At 68.4% G+C, this 24,986-nt stretch carries 19 protein-coding genes; 6 read left to right on the top strand and 13 right to left on the bottom strand.

The genetic code is table 11. The annotated features are described in order from the left end of the window. Positions 1-53: 53 nt before the first annotated feature. The 4 genes from OV287_RS41065 to OV287_RS41080 form a co-directional block, all read right to left on the bottom strand. Positions 54-1,121 (bottom strand): SPFH domain-containing protein, encoded by a 1,068-nt coding sequence (locus tag OV287_RS41065; protein WP_267539484.1) that lies wholly within the window; start codon positions 1,119-1,121, stop codon positions 54-56. A gap of 183 nt (positions 1,122-1,304) precedes the next feature. Next, positions 1,305-2,105 carry an ABC transporter permease subunit gene (locus tag OV287_RS41070; protein ID WP_267539485.1) on the bottom strand — a complete coding sequence of 267 codons (801 nt, stop codon included), beginning with the start codon at positions 2,103-2,105 and terminating at the stop codon, positions 1,305-1,307. A 2-nt stretch (positions 2,106-2,107) separates the two neighbouring features. Next, positions 2,108-3,025, bottom strand: coding sequence for an ABC transporter ATP-binding protein (locus OV287_RS41075; protein WP_267539486.1), 918 nt, complete (start codon positions 3,023-3,025; stop codon positions 2,108-2,110). Further along, complete coding sequence (locus tag OV287_RS41080; RefSeq protein WP_267539487.1) at positions 3,022-5,337, bottom strand: ArnT family glycosyltransferase; 2,316 nt, start codon at positions 5,335-5,337, stop codon at positions 3,022-3,024. Before OV287_RS41080 ends, OV287_RS41075 begins: the two co-directional genes overlap by 4 nt. A gap of 230 nt (positions 5,338-5,567) precedes the next feature. On the opposite strand from OV287_RS41080, the gene OV287_RS41085 reads away from it, so the two are divergent. Continuing rightward, positions 5,568-6,803 (top strand): hypothetical protein, encoded by a 1,236-nt coding sequence (locus OV287_RS41085; protein WP_267539488.1) that lies wholly within the window; start codon positions 5,568-5,570, stop codon positions 6,801-6,803. Positions 6,804-6,815: 12 nt separating this feature from the next. Beyond that, positions 6,816-7,679, top strand: a complete 864-nt coding sequence (locus tag OV287_RS41090) for a hypothetical protein (RefSeq protein WP_267539489.1) — start codon at positions 6,816-6,818, stop codon at positions 7,677-7,679. A 25-nt stretch (positions 7,680-7,704) separates the two neighbouring features. Here OV287_RS41090 and OV287_RS41095 read toward each other — a convergent pair whose 3' ends face one another. Both OV287_RS41095 and OV287_RS41100 read right to left on the bottom strand, forming a co-directional pair. Continuing rightward, positions 7,705-8,697, bottom strand: coding sequence for an extracellular catalytic domain type 1 short-chain-length polyhydroxyalkanoate depolymerase (locus OV287_RS41095; RefSeq protein WP_267539490.1), 993 nt, complete (start codon positions 8,695-8,697; stop codon positions 7,705-7,707). Between the two features lie 87 nt (positions 8,698-8,784). Then, positions 8,785-9,417 (bottom strand): TetR/AcrR family transcriptional regulator, encoded by a 633-nt coding sequence (locus OV287_RS41100; protein WP_267539491.1) that lies wholly within the window; start codon positions 9,415-9,417, stop codon positions 8,785-8,787. Between the two features lie 122 nt (positions 9,418-9,539). On the opposite strand from OV287_RS41100, the gene OV287_RS41105 reads away from it, so the two are divergent. After that, the gene (locus OV287_RS41105; protein ID WP_267539492.1) at positions 9,540-10,358 is read left to right on the top strand and encodes an alpha/beta fold hydrolase; all 819 of its coding nucleotides are present in this window, start codon (positions 9,540-9,542) and stop codon (positions 10,356-10,358) included. 57 nt (positions 10,359-10,415) lie between these two features. On the opposite strand, the gene OV287_RS41110 is transcribed toward OV287_RS41105, so the two are convergent. Together OV287_RS41110 and OV287_RS41115 are read right to left on the bottom strand one after the other, a co-directional pair. After that, positions 10,416-11,879 (bottom strand): hypothetical protein, encoded by a 1,464-nt coding sequence (locus OV287_RS41110; RefSeq protein WP_267539493.1) that lies wholly within the window; start codon positions 11,877-11,879, stop codon positions 10,416-10,418. Beyond that, complete coding sequence (locus OV287_RS41115) at positions 11,876-12,655, bottom strand: outer membrane lipoprotein-sorting protein (protein WP_267539494.1); 780 nt, start codon at positions 12,653-12,655, stop codon at positions 11,876-11,878. Before OV287_RS41115 ends, OV287_RS41110 begins: the two co-directional genes overlap by 4 nt. Positions 12,656-12,914: 259 nt before the next feature. Between OV287_RS41115 and OV287_RS41120 the strand changes: the two genes are divergently transcribed. Continuing rightward, on the top strand, positions 12,915-14,708 hold the full coding sequence (locus OV287_RS41120; protein WP_267539495.1) for an FHA domain-containing protein: 1,794 nt from the start codon (positions 12,915-12,917) through the stop codon (positions 14,706-14,708). Positions 14,709-14,792: 84 nt separating this feature from the next. Next, positions 14,793-15,386 (top strand): response regulator, encoded by a 594-nt coding sequence (locus OV287_RS41125; RefSeq protein ID WP_267539496.1) that lies wholly within the window; start codon positions 14,793-14,795, stop codon positions 15,384-15,386. Positions 15,387-15,407: 21 nt separating this feature from the next. On the opposite strand, the gene OV287_RS41130 is transcribed toward OV287_RS41125, so the two are convergent. Genes OV287_RS41130 through OV287_RS41140 form a run of 3 tightly spaced genes read right to left on the bottom strand, consistent with a single transcriptional unit; the run spans position 15,408 to position 17,810 of the window. Continuing rightward, positions 15,408-16,181 carry an enoyl-CoA hydratase/isomerase family protein gene (locus OV287_RS41130; RefSeq protein ID WP_267539497.1) on the bottom strand — a complete coding sequence of 258 codons (774 nt, stop codon included), beginning with the start codon at positions 16,179-16,181 and terminating at the stop codon, positions 15,408-15,410. Between the two features lie 13 nt (positions 16,182-16,194). Further along, the gene (locus OV287_RS41135) at positions 16,195-16,407 is read right to left on the bottom strand and encodes a biotin/lipoyl-binding carrier protein (RefSeq protein WP_267539498.1); all 213 of its coding nucleotides are present in this window, start codon (positions 16,405-16,407) and stop codon (positions 16,195-16,197) included. Positions 16,408-16,460: 53 nt separating this feature from the next. Continuing rightward, positions 16,461-17,810: an acetyl-CoA carboxylase biotin carboxylase subunit gene (locus tag OV287_RS41140; protein ID WP_267539499.1), complete on the bottom strand. Its 1,350-nt coding sequence runs from the start codon at positions 17,808-17,810 to the stop codon at positions 16,461-16,463. A 153-nt stretch (positions 17,811-17,963) separates the two neighbouring features. Between OV287_RS41140 and OV287_RS41145 the strand changes: the two genes are divergently transcribed. Continuing rightward, a complete protein-coding gene (locus OV287_RS41145; protein ID WP_308809780.1) occupies positions 17,964-18,314 on the top strand; it encodes a hypothetical protein in 351 nt (116 codons plus the stop codon). 6 nt (positions 18,315-18,320) lie between these two features. Here the strand turns inward: OV287_RS41145 and ftsZ are convergent, their stop codons facing one another. Both ftsZ and OV287_RS41155 read right to left on the bottom strand, forming a co-directional pair. Then, a complete protein-coding gene (gene ftsZ / locus OV287_RS41150) occupies positions 18,321-19,535 on the bottom strand; it encodes a cell division protein FtsZ (RefSeq protein WP_267539500.1) in 1,215 nt (404 codons plus the stop codon). A gap of 241 nt (positions 19,536-19,776) precedes the next feature. Further along, positions 19,777-24,729, bottom strand: a complete 4,953-nt coding sequence (locus OV287_RS41155) for a CARDB domain-containing protein (RefSeq protein ID WP_267539501.1) — start codon at positions 24,727-24,729, stop codon at positions 19,777-19,779. Between the last annotated feature and the right edge of the window lie 257 nt (positions 24,730-24,986).

A 24,986-nucleotide genomic window follows, 5' to 3' on the forward strand; every position in this document is an offset into this window, starting at 1 on the left:
CGGGGTCCTCGATACCCTCACCCCGTCCCTCTCCCAAGGGGAGAGGGGAAGGGCTACAGCAGCTTCATCAGCTCCGCGCGCTTGGCGTTGTACTCGTCATCCGACAGCACGCCCGCGTCCTTCAGCTCCTTCAGCTCCTTCAGCCGCTGCGCCGGGCTGCGCGTGTCCGCAGGCGCCGCCGCGGGTGCCGGCTGCTGCTGATTCTGCTGCTGCTGCTGCTGCTGCTGATTCTGCTGCTGCTGGTTGGTGAACATCTGGGCCATGCCGAAGCCCATGCCCATCCCCATGCCCTGCAGCCCCGCGCCGGCACCGCTGCCGTCACCGCCCTTGGCCATACCCTCGGCCGCGCCCAGCATCGCCTGGCCCTGCGCGTACTGCTGGAAGCCGCCCGCCAGACGCGAGTACGCCACGTCCTTCGACAGCTTCTTCAGCGTCGCCTCGTCCTCCTCCTTGATGCTGACGTGGAAGTTCCCCATCCGCACCACGGTCATGCCGTAGGTGTCCACGTGGGGCTTGAGACCGGCGATCACCTCGGTCTCGATCTCCTCCGTGTACGCGCCGCTCGTCACGTCCAGCAGCGGCCAGCGCTTCTTCACCAGCAGCTCGGCGATGCGATCTCGCGTCACCTTGAGCACCTGGCCCTTGAACCAGCCCAGGAAGTCCGCGTTGCTGGTGCGGCCCATGCCCACCAGGCCCACCACCAGCTTCTCCGGCTCCGTCACCCGGATGGAGAAGTCGCCGTACACCATGGTGCCAATGCCCAGCCCCGTCTCCGGGTCACGCACGTCACCGATGGGGCCTCCGAACTTCACGCCCGTGAACTCGCGCGTGGAGACGAAGAACACCTCGGCCATGAACATGTTGCCGCCGGTGAACTTCTCCACGAAGCGCGACAGGAACGGGATGTTGCTGGTGTCCAGCTGGTGCCGCCCCGGCCCCAGCTTGCCCTCCACCTTCCCGTCCTTGACGAAGAGGGCGACCTCGTCCGCATCGACGGTGAGCTGGGTGAGCATCCGGATGTTCTTCTCCGGATACTTGTAGACAATCTCGCCCTTCGCCTCGTCGGCCCGCGCGATGAAGTTGCGCTGCGCCTCGTCCTTGATCGTACCGAAGAATCCCATCGTGCTTTCGAAGCCTCCTGAGACCGCGTCGACTACCGGGTGCCCACGCCGCCCTACCCTCTAACGCATAGCGACCGGGTCCATTGCATGCCCGCCGATCGGACTTCCCCCGGCCTGCCCTGGGAACATGCCAGAGGTTACGCACCCTTGGCCAGTCAACCCGGCAATCCGCCGTCCGCTCGGCTACCCCCAACGGCTGATCAGCTGCTCCCGGTCCAGCAGGCGGATACTCGCCCACAGCAGCGCCGCGTCGAGCAGCAGCACCACCGCACCCTGCACCGCGTAATAGGCCAGCCCGGCATTCAAGAAGCCCGCCACCTGGCCGGCCACCAGCCCCACGAGCGGTAACACTACGAGTGCGGAGAGTTGTTGCGCAGTGCGGGCCTCGGCGACGCGGGCGGAGATGAGCACCGCCACGCCGTTGCCGAAGAAGGCGAAGAGCGGCGCCAGCACCACCACGCCGAAGAGCCACAGCGTGTTGGGCATCATCAGCCCCTGGCCCAGCGGCCACGCCACCACGTCCACGCCGACGCACAGCAGCACGAAGGCCACCCAGGTGATCAACACCGCCGGCACCAACGAGGCCAGGCTCTTGCCCGCCACCAGCTCCACCGCAGTCACCGGAGAGGCCAGCAGCGGCTCCAGCGTGCGCCGCTCCTTCTCCCCCGCCACACTTTGCGAGGAGATGAGAATGGGGACGAACACCGGCATCACCAGGAACATGCCGAACCAGTCCAGCAGCGTGCGCTCCACCAGGAAGCGCCCCGCGTTCGCGTTCAGGGGCAGAGTCGGGTCGTAGTAGAGGGCGATCACCCGGAGGTTGGGGTCGCTCGGGTCCCGCACGTAGGTCCACACGACGACCATCGGCACCACCACCAGCACCATGGGCAGCGCCGCCATGGCCAGCAGCAGCGCCGGGTTCCTGCGCAGGTCCAGGAAGTCCTTCCAGAAGACGGCCAACGCGCGCCGGGGACGGAACGCCATGCTCACACCTTCCCCTCGCGGATGAGCTCCAGGTAGACCTCTTCGAGCGGGCGCTGGGCCGGCACCGCGCTGCGCACACGCGCTCCCGCCCCCACCAGGCACGCCACCACATCCGGGGCCTGGGCCTCGTCCTCCAGCATCACCCGCAGCCGCGCTCCCTCAGCCAGCACGTTGGGGGCAAAGGGCAGCGCGGTCAGGGCTTGGACATAGTGTCCGGCCTCGCCCTCCACCTTCACCTCCAGCGCGCTGCCCGTGCGCCGCAGCTCGTTCACCGGGGCCATCGCCAGCAGCCGCCCCTTCACCACCGCCACCCGCGTGCACAGCCGCTCCACCTCGGACAGGTTGTGCGAGCACAGCACGATGGTGCGCCCCTCCGCCGCCAGCTCCGCCACCGCGTCGCGCACCGTACGTGCCGACTCAGGGTCCAGGCCGCTGGTGGGCTCGTCCAGGAAGATGACCTTGGGGTCGTGCACCAGCGTGCGCACGATGGCCAGCTTCTGCCTCATGCCCTTGGAGAAGCTGCCGCAGGCATCGTTCTCGCGGCCGGCCAGCCCGAAGCGCTCCAGGTACGCGCTGACCCGCGGCCAGACCTGACGCTCGTCCAGCTCGTGCAGCTTCATGAAGAAGCGCAGGTTGTCGCGCGCGCTGAGCCGCTCGTAGAGCCCGGGCTGCTCGGTGAGCAGTCCCACCACGCGCCGCAGCGCCTCACCGTCCGTGCGCACCGAGTGGCCCCAGACGCGGGCCTCCCCCTCCGAAGGCTGGAGGAGACCGGTGAGCATGCGCACCGTGGTCGTCTTCCCCGCGCCGTTGGGCCCGAGCAGGCCGAACACCTCACCGGAGCGGACCTCGAAGTCCAGCCCCTCCACCGCGGTGCGCGCGCCGAAGCGCTTGGCGAGTCCCTGGACGGAGATGCCGCTCAATCGATGGTCACCAGGATGAACTTGTTGTTGATGTCGCGGTCGATGACGGTGACGGTCTTGTCGCCGCCCGCGGCCTGCTTGAGGACGCTGAGCCGGTTGTGCTCCACGAGCGCCCACTCGCGACCGGGCTGGTCCACGAAGGGCTTGAGCCGGGGCGCCTCGCGGATCTGCTTCACCTGGTTGCGCGAGTAGAACGTCTCACCACGCCAGTTCATCATGAAGGCGGTGATGGGCTCGGACGGCTTGCGCTGGGCGTAGTAGCGCCAGAACAGGTCACGCTGCGTCCAGTGGTGGGACAGGTCCACCCAATGGCCCCAGTTGAACCAGAGAGCGAAGCTGGCCGCGAGCGCCCAGAAGGTGCCGTACAGCATCACCCGCGAGCGCTGCACCGCCGCCACTGCCGCCAGGCCTCCGGCCACCGTGAAGACGAAGCCCAGGGCCATCTTCACGTTGACGGGCTGGGACAGGGACTTGAGGAGCGAGTCGCTCGCCGGCGGAAGGCGGACGGTGCGCACGAAGCCCATGGCTCCGCCCAGGAGCAGCGCCGCGGCGAGGATCCACAGCGCGGTGCGCGACTCCTCTCCGGCCTTGTAGGCCTGCCAGGCCACCCAGGCGCCCACGAGGAACAGGGCCCCGCCCATGAAGGGGGTGGCGGCCACCGTGCCGCGCAGGGCCATGGGCACGAGGAAGGCCCCGCCCACCGCCAGGCACAGCAGCGCCACCGCACGCGCATACACCGAGCCCTCCGCCTTCACCGGGAACACCCCCACGGCGAGGTAGGCGCCCACCGACAGCAGCACCAGCGTCAGCAGGTCTCCCATCCAAAGCGGGCGGGAGGCGAACATGGCGATGGGCCGGGTGACGAGGTCGGAGGGGTACGGCCGGTCGTAGTTGTAGACGAAGAGGTCGGTGAAGTTCTTCGGGTTGTTGGCCAGGTCATGGCCCACGAGGATGAAGAGGATGAGCCCGAAGACGAGGCTCATCGCGTGGGCGGAGATGCCCTCCTCCCAGAGCCGGTCCACGAAGAGGGCGATGAGGACGGCGAGCCCCGGGAGCACCGGGAAGACGTAGTGGTGGAACTTGGTGGCGGAGGAGGCCAGCAGGGTGAAGGAGAAGGCCACCCAGAGCGCGGCCATGAGGGCTAGCTGGTCCGCTTTGTCCGGCGAGCGGGGCCGCAGCCGGGACACCAGCGCGAAGGCGCCCGGAACCAGCGCCACCCAGGGGAAGATGCCGAAGCCGCCCTGCTCGATGAAGTAGATGAAGGTGCCACCCGGCGTGGTGGTGTGCACGCCCGCGCTCAGGCGGTTGAGGTGGTCGTGGATGAAGAAGCGGTACCAGAAGAGCTTGCCCTCGTCGTCCACGCCGTCGAAGAGGCTCAGCACGAGGTACCAGGGCACGGCCACCGCGCAGAACACGAGGATGCCCGTGCCCAGCTTCATCCGGTACATCTGCGCCCAGAGCACGGGCATGGGGCGCTTGCCCTCGCGCACCTCGGCGCGGAAGGGGGCCTCGAGCAGCCAGCGCAGGTGCCCGTTGAGGCTCTTCGCGTCGTAGGGGATGACGGCGAAGAGGGCATAGAGCACGAGGATGACGGCCGGCAGGCCCACGCCCAGCAGGCCCTTGGCCAGGGTGGACAGGCCCGCGAAGACGTAGAAGGCGTACCACCACCCGGCGCGGTGCTTCGTGGTGTCGTCCAGCTGGCCGATCATCGCGCACGCCATGGCGCACACCAGCGTGGTGACGAAGGGCGTGTCCGTCACCGTCTGCCGGGTGAGCAGGAAGTAGAGCGGCATGGTGGCCAGCACGAAGCCAGTGGCCAGGCCCGCACGCCGACTCACCACCCGCGCGACAGCCAGGGACAGCAGCGACACCGCGGTGATGCTCAGCAGGGCGAAGGGCAGCCGCATGCCCCACTCGGTGTAGAGCCCCAGGGCGCCCTCGGTGCGCAGCGTGCCCACCACCTGCATGCCCAGCGCCTGCATCCACATGGTGAGCGGCGGCTTGGAGAAGAACCACGCGTTCTCCCAGAAGGGGTACACGTAGTCGCGGCGCTGGACCATCTCGCGGCCCACCTCGCCGTAGTGCGTCTCCCAGGGGTCCCACAGCCCCACCGCCCCCAGGTAGGGGATGAAGAGCAGCGCCGCGAAGGCGGCTGTCGCCAACGCCACGCGCAGTGTCGGCTCCAGCGCCATCCAGCGCTTCGCCCACGACTCCTGGTGGATGCCCTTGCCGAGGACGGCCTCGGTGAAGGTCTGCGGTTCCTGCTGCTGCGCTCCGTTGCTCGACACGGGGAACTCCGCCTCCGTCCGCATGGGCCCACGCGCCCAGCATGGGTCGCGGCCTTATATCCCCGCCTCCCGCCCCGGTCGACCTCCGCCAGAGCCCGGTACCGTGTAGTCTGCCGCTCAGCGTGCCAGGAACTGCACACCCGGATGCACACCCACCTCTCGCCGGACCTCTCAACCAGGCGAGGGCATGCGCCTTGAATCCAACAGACCCGCCTTCCTCGCACGTCGCGGACCCCCCCCTCGGAGGCCAGCTCATGATGACGGCCGTGCTCCTCGCCCTCCTGCTCTCCCAGTCCGGAGGCGTCGAGGCTCCCCCCGGGCCAGCCCCCACGGGCAGCACCGTGACGTTCGCTCCTCCAGAGTCCCCCCTTCCCTCCCTGAAGTACCGGGAGCCCATCTGGTGCGGCCGGCTCGCGAGCTCGCTCCAGGTGCCCTCGGGCCGCTACCGGGTGCAGTGCGACGCGGCGGCCCGACGCTGCCTCGCCGTGCCCGACAAAGAGCTGGAGGCGGACGGGACGGAGAGTGACCGGCCCCTCGAGCGGGCGACGCCCTGCCGGGAGGACCACGAGTACCTCCGCCAGCGCGTGGAGGAGGGCTACACCTTCGTGCCCGCCATCGCCGAGGCGCCTCCGGGCTGGTACCGCGACGAGCGCGGCCGGGTGATGCAGTACAACTTCGATCTGCACCGGCGCGTCTGGCTGGGAGGCGCGTGGTCGCCGCTGTGGCGCTCGGGCGAGGAGCGGAACCTCTCCCGGGGCCGGGTGGACTTCGGCATCATCACCGAGTTCCCCGATGGCGAGAAGATGATGCGCCGCATCACCGTGCTCGACACCGAGCTGGTGCTGGGGGAGCAGTCGTCGCTCGATTCCACGCTGCTGCGCTACGACACCAACGTCCGGCAGGACAAGCCGCCCATCCGGGTGACGACCTTCTTCGGCAAGCCGCGCCGCTCGGACTTTACCTTCGACATGGGCGCGTGGCTGGAGGTGCTGCGCCTGGAGCTCCTGCGCCGCGGTGGCACCGAGAACATCTTCTACACCTTCGCCACCGGGCACCTGACGTTGGACCTCTGGCACTCGCGGGACCTGGTCTCGTACGTGCGCCTGCGCGCCGGCCCCTCGGTGGAGTATGACCGGACCAACGGCGTCTTCGCGCTCGTCCCCGGTGCCGTCTTCGAGGGGAGCCTCACGCTCGACCCGAATGGCTTCCACCACTTCACCTTCGGAGCAGAGGCCGAGAAGCTCCTGCTGGATCCGGAGGTGGGGGGCCGTGCGCACCACCCGGAGCGGCTGAGGGTGCGTGCCGGCTACGAGCTCATCCTCCTGGCCATCAACGACCAGCCCTTGAGCCTCGTGGTCGACGGACGGGGCCAGTGGCGGACCGACCTCCTGGACGAGCCTCCCGGCTGGGAGTGGTCCGCCAACATGGGTCTGCGCTTCTCGCTGTGGGCGCCCGCTCGCCGCTCCGCGCCCCTGACGACCTCTCGCTGAGGAGGGGCTGGGATGCTCGCACTCACACTCGCCCTGCTGCTCGCCGGCGCCGCCGGGGAGGGAGAGGCGTGCGTCGGTACGGACAAGGCCGGTGAGCCCTTCCCCATCTGCTTCGACCCGGGCAACGGGCTGCTCGCCGGGGCCGGGGCCGCGGTGCAGGACGGAGAGGCAACACCCGAGCTGTACGCCGGCATCCTGGTGCGCACCCAGCGGACCAGCCGCAGCAAGGGCACGCCCTGGCTCAACACCCACCGGCTGTTCGTCACCCGAGCCCGGAGCGGGATGGCGCGCCAGGGCCTCATCGCCACGCTCTACGAAGGCAACCTGCGCCGCCACCTGGAGGAGGGTTTCATCCTCGTCCCCACAGCGCGCCCCGTGCGCATCCCCTTCCCGTTTGACCTCACCCTGGCGATGCGCCTGGGACACTATGAGCGGCGCGTCTGGGAGGGGCCTGGCTGGACGTTGGAGACAGGGCGCGCCGCGCTGCTGCTGGACCCAGTGCGCGCCCCTACGGCACGGGTGTGGCTCGGCCTGGGGCCCGCCGCGAGCCACATGCTGCGCAGCTCGCGGCAGGGCACGGTGCACGAGCTGTCCCCCTTCACCACGCTCCTGCTCGATGCGGGCTACGAGACGGAGGACGGGTGGTGGGCTACACGCGTCACGGCGTTCGCCGGGTGGACGTTGGGCTTCGACGGCGGGATGCGCTTCCGGACGCGCGAGGAGGTGAGCCTGGAGCGGCTCCTCATCGCCGTGAATGACCAGCCAGTGTGGCTGCGACTCTCCGCGGCGCACACGCATGCGGATGCGGGAGTTGCCCGGGTGAACGAGTGGTCCGCCGGACTGGGGCTCACCGTGCGGGTCTGGAGCGCGCGGTGAGGAAGCCCGTGGCTACCGACTCGCCTCAGCGGATGTGCTGTTTGAAGAAGTCCCACATCAGGGTGGTCGCATCGGGACCCGAGGGGTCGGCGAACAGGTAGGAGGGATCTCCTCCGGGCCACGCGTGCCCCATGCCCTTGAGCTCATACTTCTGGACCAGGAGCCGCCCAGCGTAGGCGTACTCCTTGACGAGGTAGTCTCGGCCGCCGGTTGAGCGACCAGACCAGACCCGAGTGGGGGCGTAGGGCACGCTGTCATTGTTGGCACCATCGTCGCCATAGTCATTGGTCTGCAGGAACTGCCGCACCGCCTGCTCGCCGTTGATGGGGTTGACGACATCATCCTCGGTGCCATGGAGGACGAGCACCGGCACCTGCCAGCGCGGCTTGCGCGAGCACGCCCAGGCATCAGCCCCCCGATCATCGGGACTGTAGATGCTGCCGAAGGCCATGGCATAGACGCTTCCAGAGGCGGTGGTCGCGGCCTTGTACATCGCTCCCGCCCCCACCATGCCGGCGGCGAACACATCCGAATAACAGGCGAGCAGGATGCTGCTCAGGACCGCACCAGCGGAGACTCCGCCCACATAGACGCGACGGCTGTCCACCGCATAGCGACTCTTTACCCAATCCACCATGCCTACGACGATGGAGGGCTCACCGCGGTCGCGCTCCTGGTTGGTGGCGATCATGAAGTTCCAACATTGTGTGCCATTGAAGAGCGTCGCCTGGTTTGGGTAGAGGACCAGGAACTTCTCCGCGTCCGCCTTCTGGTTCAGGCGCGAAAGGCCAGCGAACTGATCGGGATTCTGGAAACAGCCGTGAAGTGCGACCACCAGCGGCAGCGCCTCGCCCGGCTGATACCCGGTGGGGACCCAGAGCTGGAAGCCGCGAGAGCCCCAGAGATTCGTATAGCTGCCATGCACCCATGAACCAGCATGGGCAGGGGCTCCAGACAGCGCAAAAAGGACGAGCAGCAACGCACTGGTACGCGCCAAGGCGCCAGAACTCCGCTTCATGGTCATCTCCTTGCTACCTGCTTCGGTGTGGGCACTACATCGGTGCACCCGGCGACATCGCCGGGAGGGTGAGCAGGTACCGCGCGTTCAGCGGCCTCCGAGCATGCGGAGCGCCAGCTCGGCATGAAGCTCGGCGAGGCTGTCGGCGGTGAGCGCGCCAGCGGGCTCGTACCAGTACGGGATGCGCACGCCCATCGCGGAGATCGCCGCCGCCGTTGCCTCCAGGTGAGGAGGCGAGAACCGTCCCATCGCCACGCCTCGCTTCACCACCTCGAGCAGGAGCGCGGAAGCCTGGTGGCGCAGCGCCAGGGCCGGTGCGGCGAGCTCGGGCGGCAGGGCGTGGAGCTCCTCATTCACCACGACCGCCAACTGCGAATGGGTCGCGTGCAGGATGGTATGGGCCCGGACGAGCGCTCGCACTTGCTCAGCCGGCTCGGAGCCCGCGTTCAGCAACGCCGTGCGCAGCACCTCGTGGAGCGTCTCATGGCCCACCTGGACGAGCTCGGCGAGGATGTTCTCCTTGGCGGGGAAGTGCGAGTAGAGGGCGCTCGGCTGGAGCCCCAACTCCTTCGCGACGTCCCGGATCGACGTGCCGTGAAAGCCATGGCTCGCGAAGAGCCGCAGGGCCGTCTCCAGGATTCGTCGCCGCGTGCCCTCGGGCACCGTCCCCGGCAGGGTTGCCTTCTGTGCCTGTAGACGTGACCGGGGGAGGGAGCGCATGTTCGGCCTTGCTGAACGATCGATCGTTCAGTTAGGATTTCTAACACAACCTAATGGCCCTGTTCAATCGCTCGAATGGATGATCGATCGTTCAGGCACCTGCCGGAGCGCGAGGCCCCGCCATGCCCAGAATCCAGCTCGATGGCTCATCCCTTCACTTCGAGGAGTCCGGTACGGGTACGCCGGTTCTGCTCCTCCACGGGCTCGGTTCCTCGGGACAGGATTGGGAGCTCGTCGCCCCTCGGCTCGCCGCCGCTGGCTACCGCGTCATCATTCCCGATGTGCGAGGCCACGGACGCAGCGACAAGCCAGCAGGGCGCTACGGCGTGCCACTCTTCGCGCGGGACATCCGCGACCTCTGCGATCGCCTGGGTCTCACCCATGTGCATGTCGTCGGGCTCTCGATGGGCGGCATGATTGGCTTTCAGCTCGCGGTGGACCGGCCAGCGTTGGTGCGCAGCCTGACCGTCATCAACAGCGGGCCAGACATGGTTCCGCGGACGCTGAGCCTACGACTCATGTTCGCGACGCGGATGCTGCTGTTGAAGGCGCTCGGGCCGAGGACGCTGGCTCGGATACTCGCGCCCAAGCTCTTCCCCAAGCCGGAGCAGGCGGAGCTCCGGCGAAGGGTCGTGGAGTCGATCGGCGCCAACGAGCCAGACGCCTACGCGCGTGCGACCCGAGGGCTCGTCGGCTGGACCGTCCTGGATCGGCTGAAGGACATCTCCTGCCCGGTCCTCGTCCTCGCATCCGACAACGACTACACGCCGCTGTCTGCGAAGAAGGCGTATGTCGAAAAGCTCGCGGACGCTCGCCTCCAGGAGCTGAAGGACTCCCGCCATGCGGCGCCGCTGGATCAGCCTGAGCAGATCGTCGAGGCCGTGAAGGGGTTCTTCCTCGAGATCGAAGAGCGGACTCGCGAAGTGCGACGCCTGGGCTGAGCGTCCCCGTCGGGCCTGCACGATGACTCAGGCGAGGCAATCACTCGCCTTGCTCCGCTACAGCACCAGACGCAGCGAGGCGAGCACCTGGTCGTTGCGGTTGAAGTAGCCGAAGGCACTGAAGGATGGGCCGCCGTACACCTCGGCCGCGAGCCCCAGGTGCACATGCTCGCTCACGCGCCACCCCACCCGCGGCGCCACGAGGAAGGAGCGCTGAATGGGCTCGAATGCCCCGCGCATCCCCACCTGGAGTCGGCCTCCCAGCAGCGAATACCCCACGTCCGCCACCAGCAGGTGGAAGAAAGCCGTGCGCTCCTGTCCGCGCGCTGTGCCCGGCTCCATCAGGAAGAGCACCTCTTGCGCACCCACGCCCGGCACCGCGAGCCCGGTATAGGTGACGGAGTAGACGAGGTCCGACTCCTCCGCCTGCGACGCACCCACCACCCACGACACCGCGGGCTTGCGCAGCGGTTGCAGCCGGTCATCGTAGAACGTCCGCGAGGGGCTGAAGCCCACATCCACATCGAGCTGCGCGGGCCCCACCAACGTGCTCGCCTCCGCGGCCACCACATGCTGGCGCGCGTAGCGGCCGGTGACGAGCGACTCGCCCGCACTCAACCGCTCCTGCAAGGAGAGCAGCAGGGCCGCATCCACCGGCTCGCCACGCTCCCGGGCGCGCAGCACCGCCTCCAGCTCCGGGTCGAACGTCACCTGGGGCAGCTTCTCGTTGGCCCACACCCACGAGCCACCCACCTTCACCCGGCCCACGTCGCTGGTGACGCGCAGGCCCACGTCTCCCGGCAGGCCCGGCCGCTCCGTCTCCAGCAGGTGCGGCTGCAATCCGTCCTCCACGGAGGGATCCACGGAGATGGGCACCCCCACACCCAGCGGCGGCTGCAGCAGCGCCAGGTCCTGGCCGAACACGTCGTAGCGGTCCGCGAAGAAGAAGGGCACCCATGCGCCCGTGATGGAGAGGGGCCCCACCGTGGCGAGCGCCCGCGCGGCGAAGACAGGCTGCTTCAGGTCCTCCGGCTCGAGCTGCACGAAGCTCTGGCGCAGCTCGCGCGGGTTGAGGATGTCCGTGGGCGCGAAGAACGGATTGGCCCCGAAGGCCAGCGTCTGCTGCCCCACCCGCACGTCCACCCACCGGGTGTACACGTCGAGAAAGGCCTCGCCCACGAAGGGCTCGAAGGAGGACTTCGCGCGCTCGAAGCCCTTCTGGGCACCGCCACGCCAGAAGGCCCGCCCCTCCACCACCAGCCGCAGCGAGGGGCTCAGCTTCACGTCCGTGGCGAGCGACGCCCTCCCCCACCCGTCCACCACATGCTCACCAAGGCCATCCTCGCGAGCCGGCTCGAAGCCGGTGTCCACGCCCCCCATCAACCGCACGTCACCGCGCACACTCACCGTGGGCGCCACGGGTGCATCGGAGGAGAACTCCTGCAGCGGCGCCGCCTCCTGCGGAGAGGCGAGGGCGAGCGCGGGTACCAGGGCCAGCAGTGTCGTCGGTCCGCCCCTCACCCGCGCTCCAGGGCCCGCTCGGTGAAGGCCTCGTCACCGAGCTGCACCTCCTCCAGCTTCAGCACCTCCAACGTGGTGCGCGAGCCCGTCTGGAGGTTCTCCATGACCGACTCCGCGGCGACGACCCGGTCCTTGAACTTCTTGATCTGCACGGCGCGGTACACCTTGAGGGGCTTGCCCTCGCGGTCCGAGTACTCGGCCTTCACCGGGACATCCGTCTCCTTGTCCACGTAGAGCGTCACCTCGCCGTAGGGGGAGTCCGGCCCGCCCTTCCCGCGCAGCACGTGGGCGAGCCGGTCCAGTACCTTCGTCTCCCCCACCAGCCGGAGCGACTCATCCCGCTCGCCACCCGAGCCGCCCAGGTCCGCGAAGTTGAAGTCCGTCTCCATGAAGGACTGGCCGCGCTGTCCCTTCGCCACCTTGCGCACCCGCTTCAGCTTGGGCAGGTACAGGGAGATGTCGGCCGGCTCGCCCGGGGCGCCCTCCACGGTGAGCACCGCCACGCCCGCCACCCCCGCCGGCTGGGAGAACCGCGCCAGCGAATGCAGCCGTCCCCCCACCCGCTTCGCCGTAGAGGAGAGCACCTGCTCCTTGCGCCGGCCGTCCTTCAGCACCGTGGTGAGCTTCAGCTCCGCGCGCACGCCGAGCAGGTTGAGAGCACCCCGCTCACGGCTGCGGCGGGCGATGTCCGCCGCGGAGTCCTCGGCCCGAGCCGGGGGGGCCAGCAGGAGCACCACCACCGCGGCGCACAGGAGGGAGGCAAGCTTGTTCCGCATGGCGCGCACTCTATCCGAGGCCCCTCTGCCACCTGCCCTCCTGGTGCACGGCCGCTCGCCAACCCCCGCTTTCCCTCCTTATATGGGAGAGCCCTGATCCGGATACGGGAGAGCCCTGATCCGAGCCCGCGGCCATCTGTCCGATAGACAACCGACCCAACAAGGCCGCTTCCTACGGGAAAAGCCCTGTTATTTTGGGCGGATGCCCTCCTTGAGGTGGCCGGGGGGATTCTGCTATAGCTGTAAGGGGACCTGACCCGTGCTGAAGCTCATCATCGAAGACGACGAGGGGCGAAAGACTGTAGTCCCCTTTGTGCGCGACGAAATCACGATCGGCCGCCAGGAGGGGAATACCATCCGCCTGACGGAGCGAAACGTATCTCGCCGCCACGCACGCCTCATGCGCCAGAACGGGCACGTGCTGGTGGAAGATCTGGGTAGCTACAACGGGGTGCGCATCAACGGCGAGCGCATCCAGGGGCAGACCCAGGTCGCCGACGGAGATCTCATCCAGATCGGCGACTACGACCTGGCGGTACAGAAGGAGGCCGCCGCGCAGGCCCAGGCGCAAGCCCAGGCCCAGGCGCAGACTCCAGTCAGTGCGCCCACCATCCGACTGCCCTCCTCGGCCCTGCAGGCCGCCCTGAACGAAGCTCAGGGCAAGCCCGCCTTGGCCTCCGAGGCCGAGACGGAGATGGACGTCCCCGCCCACCAGGAGGAAGAGGAGGAGGACGACGACGCTCCCACTCCCCCGTCGGCGGACCAGCGCCGTCACTCCACCGCGGTGATCCGGATGGATCAGGTGGAGATGAACCGGCCGCGCAAGGTCGCGACGGTGGAGGCCGACGAGGCGCCCCTCCTGCTGGTGGTGAGTGCCGAGCTCAAGGGCCAGGAGTTCGCCTGCATCCGCACGGAGATGCGGATCGGCCGCACCGACGACAACGACATCACCATCGACCACCGCTCGCTGTCGCGCACGCACGCGAAGCTCGTCCGCGAGGACTCCGGCGAGTGGCGCATCATCGACATGCAGTCGGCCAACGGGATGGCCGTCAACGGCGAGAGCTACGCGCAGGCGCCGCTCGCGCATGGCGACATCATCGAGCTCGGCCATGTGAAGATGCGCTTCATCGGCCCGGGCCAGAGCGCCGAGGGGCTGGCGCACGAGGGTTCCGCCAAGGGCTCCAAGAAGGGGCTCGTGCTGGCCATCGCGGGCGTGCTGCTGCTCGTCGGAGGCGGAGGCATCGCCTGGTTCCTGTTCGGCCAGCCGTCGGCCACCCCCGACACCCCGCAGCAGCCGGTCGCGGTGGACAGGAAGCAGCCCGAGCAGGAGCAGCCGTCCAACCCGGTGCAGGCGCAGAACCCGGCCACGACGCCCACCGAGCCCGCCGTCCCGCTCGCGGAGAAGCTCCAGAGCGCCCGGGCCTCCATCGACGCACGTGACTTCGACGCGGCGGTGAAGACGCTCGAGTCCATCCAGGACGCCAACGGCCAGCGCCCCACCGAGGCCCAGGAGCTGCTCGGCCAGGCCAAGGCGGAGCAGGAGTCGAAGCAGAGCCTCGACCAGGCCCAGAAGGAGTTCGACGCGGGCCGCTTCCAGGAGGCCCTGCCGTACCTGGAGGCCTCCGAGGGCACGCTCGCCTTCGCCGAGGAGCACGCCGCCCTGAAGGAGAAGGTGGAGGCCGCGCTCGCGCCGCCCTCCAAGGCCGGCGCCAACAATGGCAAGCCTCCGGTGGCGGGCACGCCGCCGCGCCGCCCCAACACGGAGCAGCAGGCCAAGCAGCTCTTCGACGACGGCTACATGCTGTTGCGCAAGCAGCAGCTGCCCGAGGCCGAGTCCGTCCTCCGAAAGTGCATCGCCCTCGATCCCACCTACGCCCAGTGCTACCTCGCGCTCGGCACGGCGGTGGCCCGGCGCAACCGCCCGGACGAAGGCGCCCAGTATTACCGCGAGTTCCTACGGCTCGCGCCGGATCACGAGATGGCCGCCAGCGTCAGGAAGCTGGTTGCCGACTACGAGAAGAGTCAGAAACAACCGGGAGGCGGCAAGTAGGCCGGGCAACTCGCGTACGCCGCCCCCGTGGCGTGTACGGAGTCCGGTCTGCGGGCTTCCATCCCTCAAACGAGGAGAAGGTTCGTGCAGATTCGTATCCTGGTGGTCGATGATGAGCAGGACAACTGCGACTACCTCAAGCTCGTCCTGATGCGCGAGGGCTATGACGTCGTCACCACGACGGACCCCACGAAGACGGTGGAGCTCCTCCGCAGCGCCGACTTCCACCTCGTCATCCTGGACATGATGATGCCCGTCATGTCCGGCACCGAGGTGCTGGAGCAGATCCGCAAGCACGACACGGACGTCGCCGTGATCGTCGCCACCGCCTACCCGACGGTGGACACGGCCGTGGCCTCGCTGAAGAACCAGGCCAGCGACTACGTGAAGAAGCCCATGGAGCCGGACCAGTTCCTCGGCGCCGTGCGCAACGCGCTGGCCAAGAAGGGCCTGTCGCAGGATCCCGAGGCGGACCTGCACCGCGCCATCGGCCGCACCATCCGCGACGCGCGCAAGACGCAGGACCTCACGCTCAAGCAGCTGGCTCGCCGCACTGGCCTGTCCGTGTCGCTGCTGTCGCAGATCGAGCGCGCCGAGTCCTCGGCCTCCATCTCGTCGCTCTACAAGATCGCCTCCGCGCTGCAGCTGCGCATGGGCGAGCTCTTCGGCGACACCTGAGCCGCGGGCGGGCGGCCCGCCTCACTGGCCGCGGAACCGGGGCGTGCGCTTCTCCAGGAACGCCGCCTTGCCCTCTCGGGCATCCTCGCTGGCGAAGGCGCGGGCCCTCACCTCTCGCAGGTGGGCCCGCTCCTCGTCGGACAAGGCCGCTCGCGTGAGCAACCGGAACGTCTCCTTCATCCCTGACACTGCCAGCGGTGCCTGGGCGGCGAGCGTCCGACACAACTCCAGTGCCCGGGCCTCGGCGTCGGCCGCCGGAAGGCACTCGTCCAGCAGGCCCCAGCCAAGCGCCTCCTTCGCGTCCAGCCGGCGTCCGGTGAGGAAGAGGTTCTTGGCACGCGCCACGCCCACCAGCCGGGCCGCGCGCATCAGCCCATCCGGCGAGTAGACAATGCCCAGCCGCGCCGGGGGCATGCTGAAGAGTGCGTCCTCCGCTCCCACGCGGAAGTCACACGAGGCTGACAGATCGAAGCCCGCCCCGAAGGCCGGCCCTCGCACCAGTGCGACGCTGGGCAGAGGCAGCGCCTCCAGCCGTGCCAGGCACGCCATCAGGGCGTCGTCCGGCAGGCGATCCTCGGTAGGGGCCGCCAGCAGGTTCAGGTCATAGCCCGAGCAGAAGGCAGCGCCCTCTCCCCGGATGAGGACAGCGCGTGCCTTGCTGGGAGCCGAGGCCAACGCCTCGTCCAAGCGGGCCACCTGGCTGTCATCGAGCGCGTTGCGCCGCGCCGGGTTGGACAGGGTGAGAACACGGACACCGTCGTCCCGGTCCTCCACATGCAGAGCTGACGGCTGCACCGCGCGCTTCCCGCTACTCGAGCACCACGAGGACGTCGCCCTCGTTGACCGACTGGGACTCCTTGCAACGGATCTCCTTCACCAGGCCGCCCTCCTCCGCCTCCACCGGCATCTCCATCTTCATGGACTCGAGGATGACGAGCGTCTCTCCCGCGGAGACCTTCTGCCCGACCTTGACCTCGATCTTCCACACCGTCCCGGTGATGTGCGCCGCCACGTCCGCCATCGCTGTGCTCCTTCGCAAGGTAAGGTGCTGCGTTGCTCTAGATGCTGCCTGGCCTACGGCTTCGCGTGGTGCTCCAGGAAGCGCGTATTGAGGTCTCCCGCGCGGAAGACCGGGTCCTGCAGGATGCGCAGGTGCAGGGGGATGTTCGTCTTGATGCCCTCGACGCGGAAGCCCTGCAGCGCCCCGATGGAGCGCTCGATGGCCTCGGCGCGCGTGGCACCCGAGACGATGAGCTTGGCGATCATGGGATCGTAGTTCGGCGTGACGGTGTTGCCCTCGGCGTAGCCCGAGTCCAGGCGCACGCCCTCGCCCGTGGGCGGCTGGAACACCTTGAGCGGGCCCGGCGAGGGGAAGAACTTCACGGGATCCTCCGCGTAGATGCGGAACTCGAGCGCCGCCCCGCGCCGCTTCACGTCCTCCTGCTTCACGGTGAGCTTCTCGCCGGCGGCGATGCGCAGCTGCCAGGCGATGAGATCCAACCCCGTGGTCAGCTCCGTCACCGGGTGCTCCACCTGGAGCCGGGCGTTCATCTCGATGAAGTAGATGCCGCCATCCGAGTAGAGGAACTCCACCGTGCCGGCGTTGGCGTAGCCGAAGGCCTTCGCCGCGGCGATGGCCGCCGTGAACAGCTTCTGGGACAGCTCCGCGTTGCGCCCGTCCGCGAACAGCGGCGAGGGAGCCTCCTCCACCACCTTCTGGTGACGGCGCTGGATGGAGCACTCGCGCTCCAGGCAATGAATGAGGTGGCCGTGGTGATCACCGAGGATCTGCACCTCGATGTGGCGCGGCGCCGGGAAGTAGCGCTCGATGTACACGCCCTCACGGCCGAAGGCGGCCTTCGCCCGGTCCGTGCACTGACGGAAGACCTTCTCCAGCTCGGCCGGGTTGTTGGCCGCGGCCATGCCGATGCCGCCACCACCGCCCGCCGCCTTGCAGAGCACCGGGTAGCCGATGCTCTCGGCAGCGGCCAGCGCGGACTGCACGTCCGGAAGCACATCCTCGGTACCGGGCACCACCGGCACACCCGCGGCGGCCACCAGCTTGCGCGCCTGGCTCTTGTCCTTCATCCGCAGCATGGCCTCGGGCGGCGGACCCACGAAGGTGATGCCGGCGGCCTTGCACGCGCTGGCGAACTCGGCGTTCTCCGAGACGAAGCCGTAGCCGGGATGCACCGCATCCGCCCCGGTGGACTTCGCCGCCTCGAGGATGGCGGGAATGTTGAGGTAGCTGTCCTTGGCCGGAGCGGGCCCCAGGCGCACCGCCTGATCCGCCTCGCGCACGAACGGCAGCTCCGCATCCGCGTCCGAATAGACGGCCACGGTGGAGATCCCCATCCCCTTCGCCACGGCGTTGATCCGCCGGGCAATCTCACCTCGGTTCGCGATGAGCAGCTTCTTGAACATGGCCCGCAACCCCTCCACGTGTGAGGCGCGCGAACCTAAACCCCCACCTGCGGCGTGACAAGGAGACAACGCGCCGCCAGCCGGGAAGTTGCGGGCATGTAGGTAAATGGCGTAGCGTCCTCGGCCGTGAAGCCCTCCACGACAGGAACAGTGGTGGATCTCCAAGGCGCGCGCCACGAGCGGCGGCTGGAGATGTACCGGGCGCGAGTCACCGAGCGCCTTCGCACCAACCGCGCAGCCGTCGAGACCCTCTACCAGGGTGGCACGCTCTTCTCGCCCCAAGGCACGCGGGCGGGACGGGCACTACTCCGAGCCCATCAGCTCCTTCAGAGGGCCAGCGCCCTGCTGGAGCAGCTCTCCGGCGACGGCGTGGTTCCCGCCCCGCGGCTGCCCGAGCGCATCGACGAGCTCTACCGCGAGGTGGACACGATGCTCTCGCGCAGCGATGCGCTCTCCGGGCGCAACCACCGGGCGGCGAGCGTGGCCCGCCTTCCCGGGCGTTAGCTCACCTTACGGCATCTCCGTCTGGCCCTGGCGGCGCAGGAACGTGGGGATGTCGAACTGATCCTCGTCCAGAGGCAGCGCCGCGTCCTTCACCACCGCGGTGCGGTTGGAGAGCGTACGGCTGTCCACGGCGGGCAGGGAGCGCGAACCAGCCTTGGCGGGCACCAGGCTGGCCACCTCCTCGCGCGCCACGTTCAGGGACACGGGCGGAGGCCGGGTGACGAGGGGCACCTGCACCACCTGAGCCGGCTGGCGCACCTTCGCGTCGCGCGACACGAAGCCCGTGGCGATGATGGTGATCTTCACCTCGTCGCGGATGTTGTCGTCGATGAGCGAGCCGAAGATGATCTCCGCGTCCGGGTCCGCCGCGTCGTGCACCAGCGTGAGCGCCTCGTTGACCTCCTGAAGCGTCATTTCGCGGCCGCCGGTGATGTTGATGAGCAGGCCGGTGGCGCCGTCGATGGAGATGTCCTCGAGCAGCGGGCTGGAGATGGCCTGCTGCATGGCGTTGATCGCGCGCTTGTCGCCCGAGGAGTGACCGGTGCCCATGAGCGCCAGACCCTTGTCGCTCATGATGGTCTTCACGTCCGCGAAGTCCACGTTGATGTAGCCGTGGTACTGGATGAGGTCCGAGATGCCCTGCACGGCGTTGAGGAGCACCTCGTCGGCGCGCTTGAAGGTCTCCAGCAGCGGCATGGGCTCGTTGCTGAGCGTGAGCAGGCGCTGGTTGGGGATGGTGATGAGGGTGTCCACCGCGGCCTTCAGTTCCACCAGGCCCTGCTCCGCCTGCTTGCGGCGCTTGTTGCCCTCGAAGAGGAAGGGCTTGGTGACCACGCCCACGGTGAGGCAGCCCAGGCTCTTGGCGATGTCCGCGATGATGGGCGCGGCGCCCGTACCGGTGCCACCGCCCATGCCGGCCGTGACGAACACCATGTCCGCACCCTCGAGCATGGCGGCAATCTGGTCGCGCGACTCCAGCGCGGCCTCGCGGCCCATCTCCGGGTTGGCGCCAGCGCCCAGACCCTTGGTCAGCGTCTGGCCGATCTGCAGCCGCACCGGCGCCTTGTTGGCGGCCAGCGCCTGCACATCGGTGTTGGCGGCAATGAAGTCGACCCGCTCAAGCTTCGCCAGGATCATCGTGTTGACGGCGTTACAGCCGGCGCCACCCACGCCGACGACACGAATCTTTGCGGCCTGCTTGTTCTGGTCGAACTGGTCCATGTGTTCCTTCTTTCGGCGCAGGTCGCACGTGCCCGCGCGCGCCCCTGCAACCCACATCTTCAGCAAGTCGCGATCTTTGGCAAGTTCTCAGCTACGAACATGTAGCGCTACGTCGCGGGACCAAGTCGTCACAGGCACTTACGTGGAAGCCCCACCGCACTTCAGTGCGGCGCGGTGGGTGCATCACGCCTCTTGACTCGCGCGATGAGGTCTCCTCACTCGACCTCATCCGCGCTCCGCACTACGGCTGGACCACCACGGAGTCCGGCCCGTTACCCACGCCCAGCCTCGGGCCCACCCGCGTGTTGTTGCTCTCGAGGGGCTCCACCACATACCTGCCTGGATCGGCGGCGGCCCCCAGGTAGTGCGACCCCATCTGAGCGCTCAGGCCGGGGAACAGCACCTGTACCGTCGTGCACTGTCCCGGCACGAGCGTGCCCACGAAGGTGCGGATGAACTCGTTGTCCCAATCCTCGAAGGGCACGCCCGGCGGGACGATGAGCGCATCCTGCGAGAGGTAGAAGGACACCTCCGGAGAACTCACCGCGAGCCCCTGGTTGCACACCGTGGCGGAGACCTCGAAGGGCTCCTCCGGGCGCACGCTCGTAGGCCCCGTGACTTCCGTGACGACGAAGTCCGGCCCGTGGCCCACGCCCACCACCTCGCCCACGCGCAGGTTGTTGGACTCGAGGAGCTCCCACGAGAAGTTGCCCGAATCGGCCATGGCCACCAGGAGATACTCCCCCTCACCGGGCGTGTAGATGGGAACGGACAACTGCTGCGTGGAGCACTGGCCCGGCAGCAGGAAGCCCACGAAGGTGTCCACGAGCCACGAAACGTCAGGGGGTTGCGACAGGTGCTCCGCGTCGGAGGACAGCCCGATGGCGAGCCCCGTATACCCCTCGGTGGTGCCCTGGTTGCACACGGTGGCGGACAGCGAGCTCTGCTCACCCGGGTACGCGCGCACCGGCCCCGTCACCTCCGTGATGACGAAGTCCGGCCCATGGCCCACGCCAAGCTGGCCCTCCACACGCACGTTGTTGGATTCGATGAGCTCCTGCACGAAGTTGTTCGGATCCACGACAGCGCCCAGATTCCAGAGCACCACCCCCTGCAGATAGGGCACGGAGCCCGGTACCGGCACCGTGGAGCATTGTTCCGGCTCCAGCGGGCCAATGGACGCCCCCCCGAGGAGCACGTCCCCCGGGTCCGGCTGCGGCGGCGCGGAGATGGTCGTGTCGGAGGACAACACGAGCACTATGTCCGTGGAGCTACTTCCGGTGGTGCCCTGGTTGCACACCGTGGCGCTCAGCGCGAGCGACTCACCCGGCAGCACGTTCTTCAGACCCGTCACCTTCGTGACGACGAGCTCCGGCCCGGAGCCCAGACCTACCACCCCACCCGTGAGCACGTTGTTGCTCTGGAGCAACTCCGAACCAGCGTGGTCGTGGATGCTGCCCACCAGATACCAGGGGCCCTGGGGCACGAAAGCGGACCCATCCATCGATACGGAGATGCACCGCCCCGGCGCCAGATTGCTCAGATTCGCCAGGCCCAGCGGGTACGGCTCCGCGGAGGGAGGATACGGCAGATAGGACAGGGGCTCGCGGGAGAGGAGCAGCTCCAGGGACGCACCACCGAATGCGGTGCCCTGGTTGCACACCGTGGCGGACACACGCAGCGGCTCACCCTGCCGCGACACCACCGGGCCCTCCACCTTCGTGACGATGAAGTCCGGCCCGTCGCCGACTCCCATCACGCCTCCCACGTATACGTTGTTGTTCTCGATGTGTTCCGGCGGAGAGCTCCCACTGGCGGCGCTCGCCCCCACGTACCAGGCGCCCACCTCCGGGGCCTGGGGACGAGCCGGGACCGTGAGGCACTGCCGTGGCATCAGGTTACCCACGGGCACACTGTGGACGATCCGGTCCCCAAACGGCGGAACACCCGGCCCATCGAAGACCGTGTCCCGGGACAGGAAGAAGGACACGACGGGAGCACCCGAGATGGTTCCCTGGTTGCACACCGTGGCGGACACGTCGAAGGGCGAGCCGGGCCTCGCGCTCGGGGGCCCCTGCACCTTCGTGACGATGAAGTCCGGAGCATCGCCGAGTCCAATCAGCCCACCCACCCGTGTGTTGTTGCTCTCGAGCAGCTCCACCATGGAGCCACCCGGGTCGGCGACAGCCCCCAGGTAGTACGCCCCATCGGCCACCCCGGAGCTGGCATACGCCTGCACATTCTGGGTCGAGCACTGGCCCGGCTGGAGCGACCCCGTATACAGCGAGCCCAGCAGCTCGTCCGGTATGGTGCCTCCCGGCTGCGGGGCCGTGATGATCGCATCGGAGGACAGCATCACCAGGACCTCTGTGCCGCCCGGGCTGAAGCCCTGGTTGCACACGGTGAGGCTCACCTCGAAAGAGCTCCCCCGCGGCACAATCGGAACCGACTTCACCTCCTTGATGACGAAGTCCGGCTCCAGGCCCACGCCGACGGCGCCCCCGATGTACGCGTTGTTATTCTCGTTGAGCTCCGGCCGCTCCTGGCGCGAGTCGACGATGGCGCCCAGGCGCAGCTCGCGGCCCGGCCCTCCACTCCAGGGGAGGGAGGTCTCGACGGGCACCTTCGTGCACTGGCCCCTCGCCAGATAGGGCGTGGCGAAACGGCCAATGGACGAGTCTCCATCCCAGCCCGGGCTCCCCGGCACGGTGGGAAACTCATCCTGGGAGAGGAGCAGCTCCACGTTCGTGGCGGCGGGCTCGGTCCCCTGGTTGCACACCTCGACGGTCGCGGGGAACCAATCCCCCGGTCGTGCGGTGGCGGGGCCCGTCAGCGCAGTGATGATGAAGTCCGGCTTCGAGCCGATCCCCAGCAGGCCCGCCGAGCGCGCGTTGTTGCTCTCGATGAGCTCCGGCCGGAGGTTCTTCACGTCGGCGACGGCGCCCAGGAAGTACTGCCCCTCGGGCACGAAGACGCTGCCACCCAGTTGCATCGTCTGACAGGCACCCGCGGCGAGCATGGCCGTGGGCAGCTCATCGACCAGGAGGTCCCCCGTCGGCCCCGGCGCGGTGAAGGTCTCGTCGGGAGACACCAGGAGCGCCACGTCCGAGGACCCACTCACGGTGCCCTGGTTGCACACCGTGACGGACGCCACGATGGGCTCACCGGCGTGGACACTCGCCGGCCCCTGCACTTTCGTGACGACGAAGTCCGGCTTGCTGCCCACGCCCATCAGGGCGGACACGGCCATGTTGTTGCTCTCGATGAGCTCCCACTGATTGTTGGGCGGGTCGATGAGGGCGCCCACATACCAGGCGCCCTCCGGCACGGAGGCGCCCGCTGACCGCATCACCTGGGAACACTGGCCCGGCAACAGGGGATTCACATACGTCCCGTAGATGAACACGTCCCCGCTCGGCGACGGGGGCACCGGCGGGAGGAGCTCCGTGTCCGACGACAGCGCGACCACGAGGTCCGTGCCGCCCGACATCACAGTGCCGCGGTTGCACACCGTGGCAGAGAACTCGAAGCTCGCGCCCGCCACCACGCTCGTGGGTGCGCTCAACGACTGGACGACGAGGTCCGGTCCGTTGCCAATCCCCATGACATTCCCGGCATACGCGTTGTTGCTCTCGAAGAACTCCACCAGGATGTTGCCGGGGTCGACGATCGCGCCCAGCCGGTACTCGCCGTCCGGTTGCGAGAAGGGGAAGCTCGCCTGGAGCTTCACCGCGAGCGTGGTGCACAGCCCGGGCATCAGGGAGGCCACCGACGTTTGAAGCGCGGAGAGGTCCCCCTCGCCCAGGACCGAAGCAGACGGGACGATGACCGCGTCCTTCGAGAAGACGAGCTCCAGGGGGGCGCCACCCGGGGCGTTGCCCTGGTTGCACACCGTGACGGAGGCATCGAAGAGGGACCCCAGGGCCACGTAGGCCGGCGCCGTCACCTTCGTGACGGTGAGATCCGGCCTGCTGCCAATGCCGATCCGCCCGGCCGTGAACGTGTTGTTGCTCTCGATGAGCTCCACCACCGCATTGGGGACATCAACGATGGCCCCCAGGAAGAACTCCCCATCCGCGGGCGGCGTGCCCTTGGCCGACACCACCACGGTGGCGCAAGCCCCCGGGTTCAGCGAGCCCACGGGAGTCCCGCCCATGACGTAGTCCTGCTCCCGGGTGATGAGCGCATCCGGGGACAGGTACAGCTCCACCACGGTGCTGCCAGGAGCATAGCCCTGGTTGCACACCTGGACAGTGACGGGGAACTGCTCGCTCCTCTGCGCCATCCGCGGCGCGCCCGTCACCGACGTGATGACGAAGTCGGGCCGCGAGCCCACGCCCATGAGCGTGCCGGCGAGCGTGTTGTTGGACTCAATGAGCTCCACTCGGACCTTGCTCTGGTCGGCGAAGGCGCCCAGGTACCAGGCTCCTTGCGCGACACTCGACGGAACAGCGGTCTGCACCGCACGTGAGACGCACTGACCCGCTGGCACCGTCCCCACGGAATAGCCGCCGACGATGACCCGGTCCGTCTCCGTGATGACCGCATCCGAGGACAGCAGGAGGTTCACCGTCGTGTTGTCGGAGACCGTGCCCGCGTTGCACACCGTGAAGTTCGCCGTGAAGGTCTGGCCTATCCTCACGCTGGAGGGACCGGTCACCTGAGTGACGACGAAGTCCGGCCGCGAGCCCACGCCCAGCAGGCCACCCGCCAGGGCGTTGTTGCTCTCGTTGAGCTCCGGCTCCTGGTTGGTGGGATCGGCCACCGCGCCCACGTACCAGGCACCCGTGGGGACATTGGCGCTGCCCATGACCTCACGCACCGCGCACTCCCCCGGCACCAGGGGGGCGCTCGACGAGAGCGTGCCAACGGAGGAATCCTGCCCCGGGACGATGTTCGCGTCCTGCGACAGGTAGAGCCCCAGCTCCACCCCGCGCGTCTCGCCGCCCCGGTTGCAGACCGTGACGTTCACCCGGAACGAGGACCCGCCAGTAACTCCTTGCGGCCCATTCGGCCCGTTGGGCCCGCTCACCTGAGTGATCACGAAGTCCGGCGGAGCCGAGCTCAACGCCTCAGGCGTGCTCCGCGGTCGAGTCGCTTCGGAGGCAGGCTCTCGCGCCCCTCCGCAACCCACTACTCCGACCAGCACCGCTACCGCACACTTCACCCGCCAGGCTGTTCCTGTCGCTTCCATGGCCCCCTCGAGCTCAGAACCGTGAGAGATGCGGCGCCAGATACGCCGCTCCCCCAAGGCTCTAGCCCATAGGTCTGACCTGGAAAAATCGGCCTAAACTATTTTCTCAGAATGACTTGAATCCCAATAAAAACATATTGAACGGGAAGCGAGCCCCCCGAGGCGGAGGGGACGTACCTGGCTCCCCTCCCCTCGCGTCCGGACTCAGGGAGCTTCGCGCTCCACCTCGATGCCCTTCATCTTGAGGATGGTGAACT

The sequence above is a fragment of the Archangium lansingense genome, from assembly GCF_026626635.1.
GTDB lineage: Bacteria > Myxococcota > Myxococcia > Myxococcales > Myxococcaceae > Archangium > Archangium lansingense.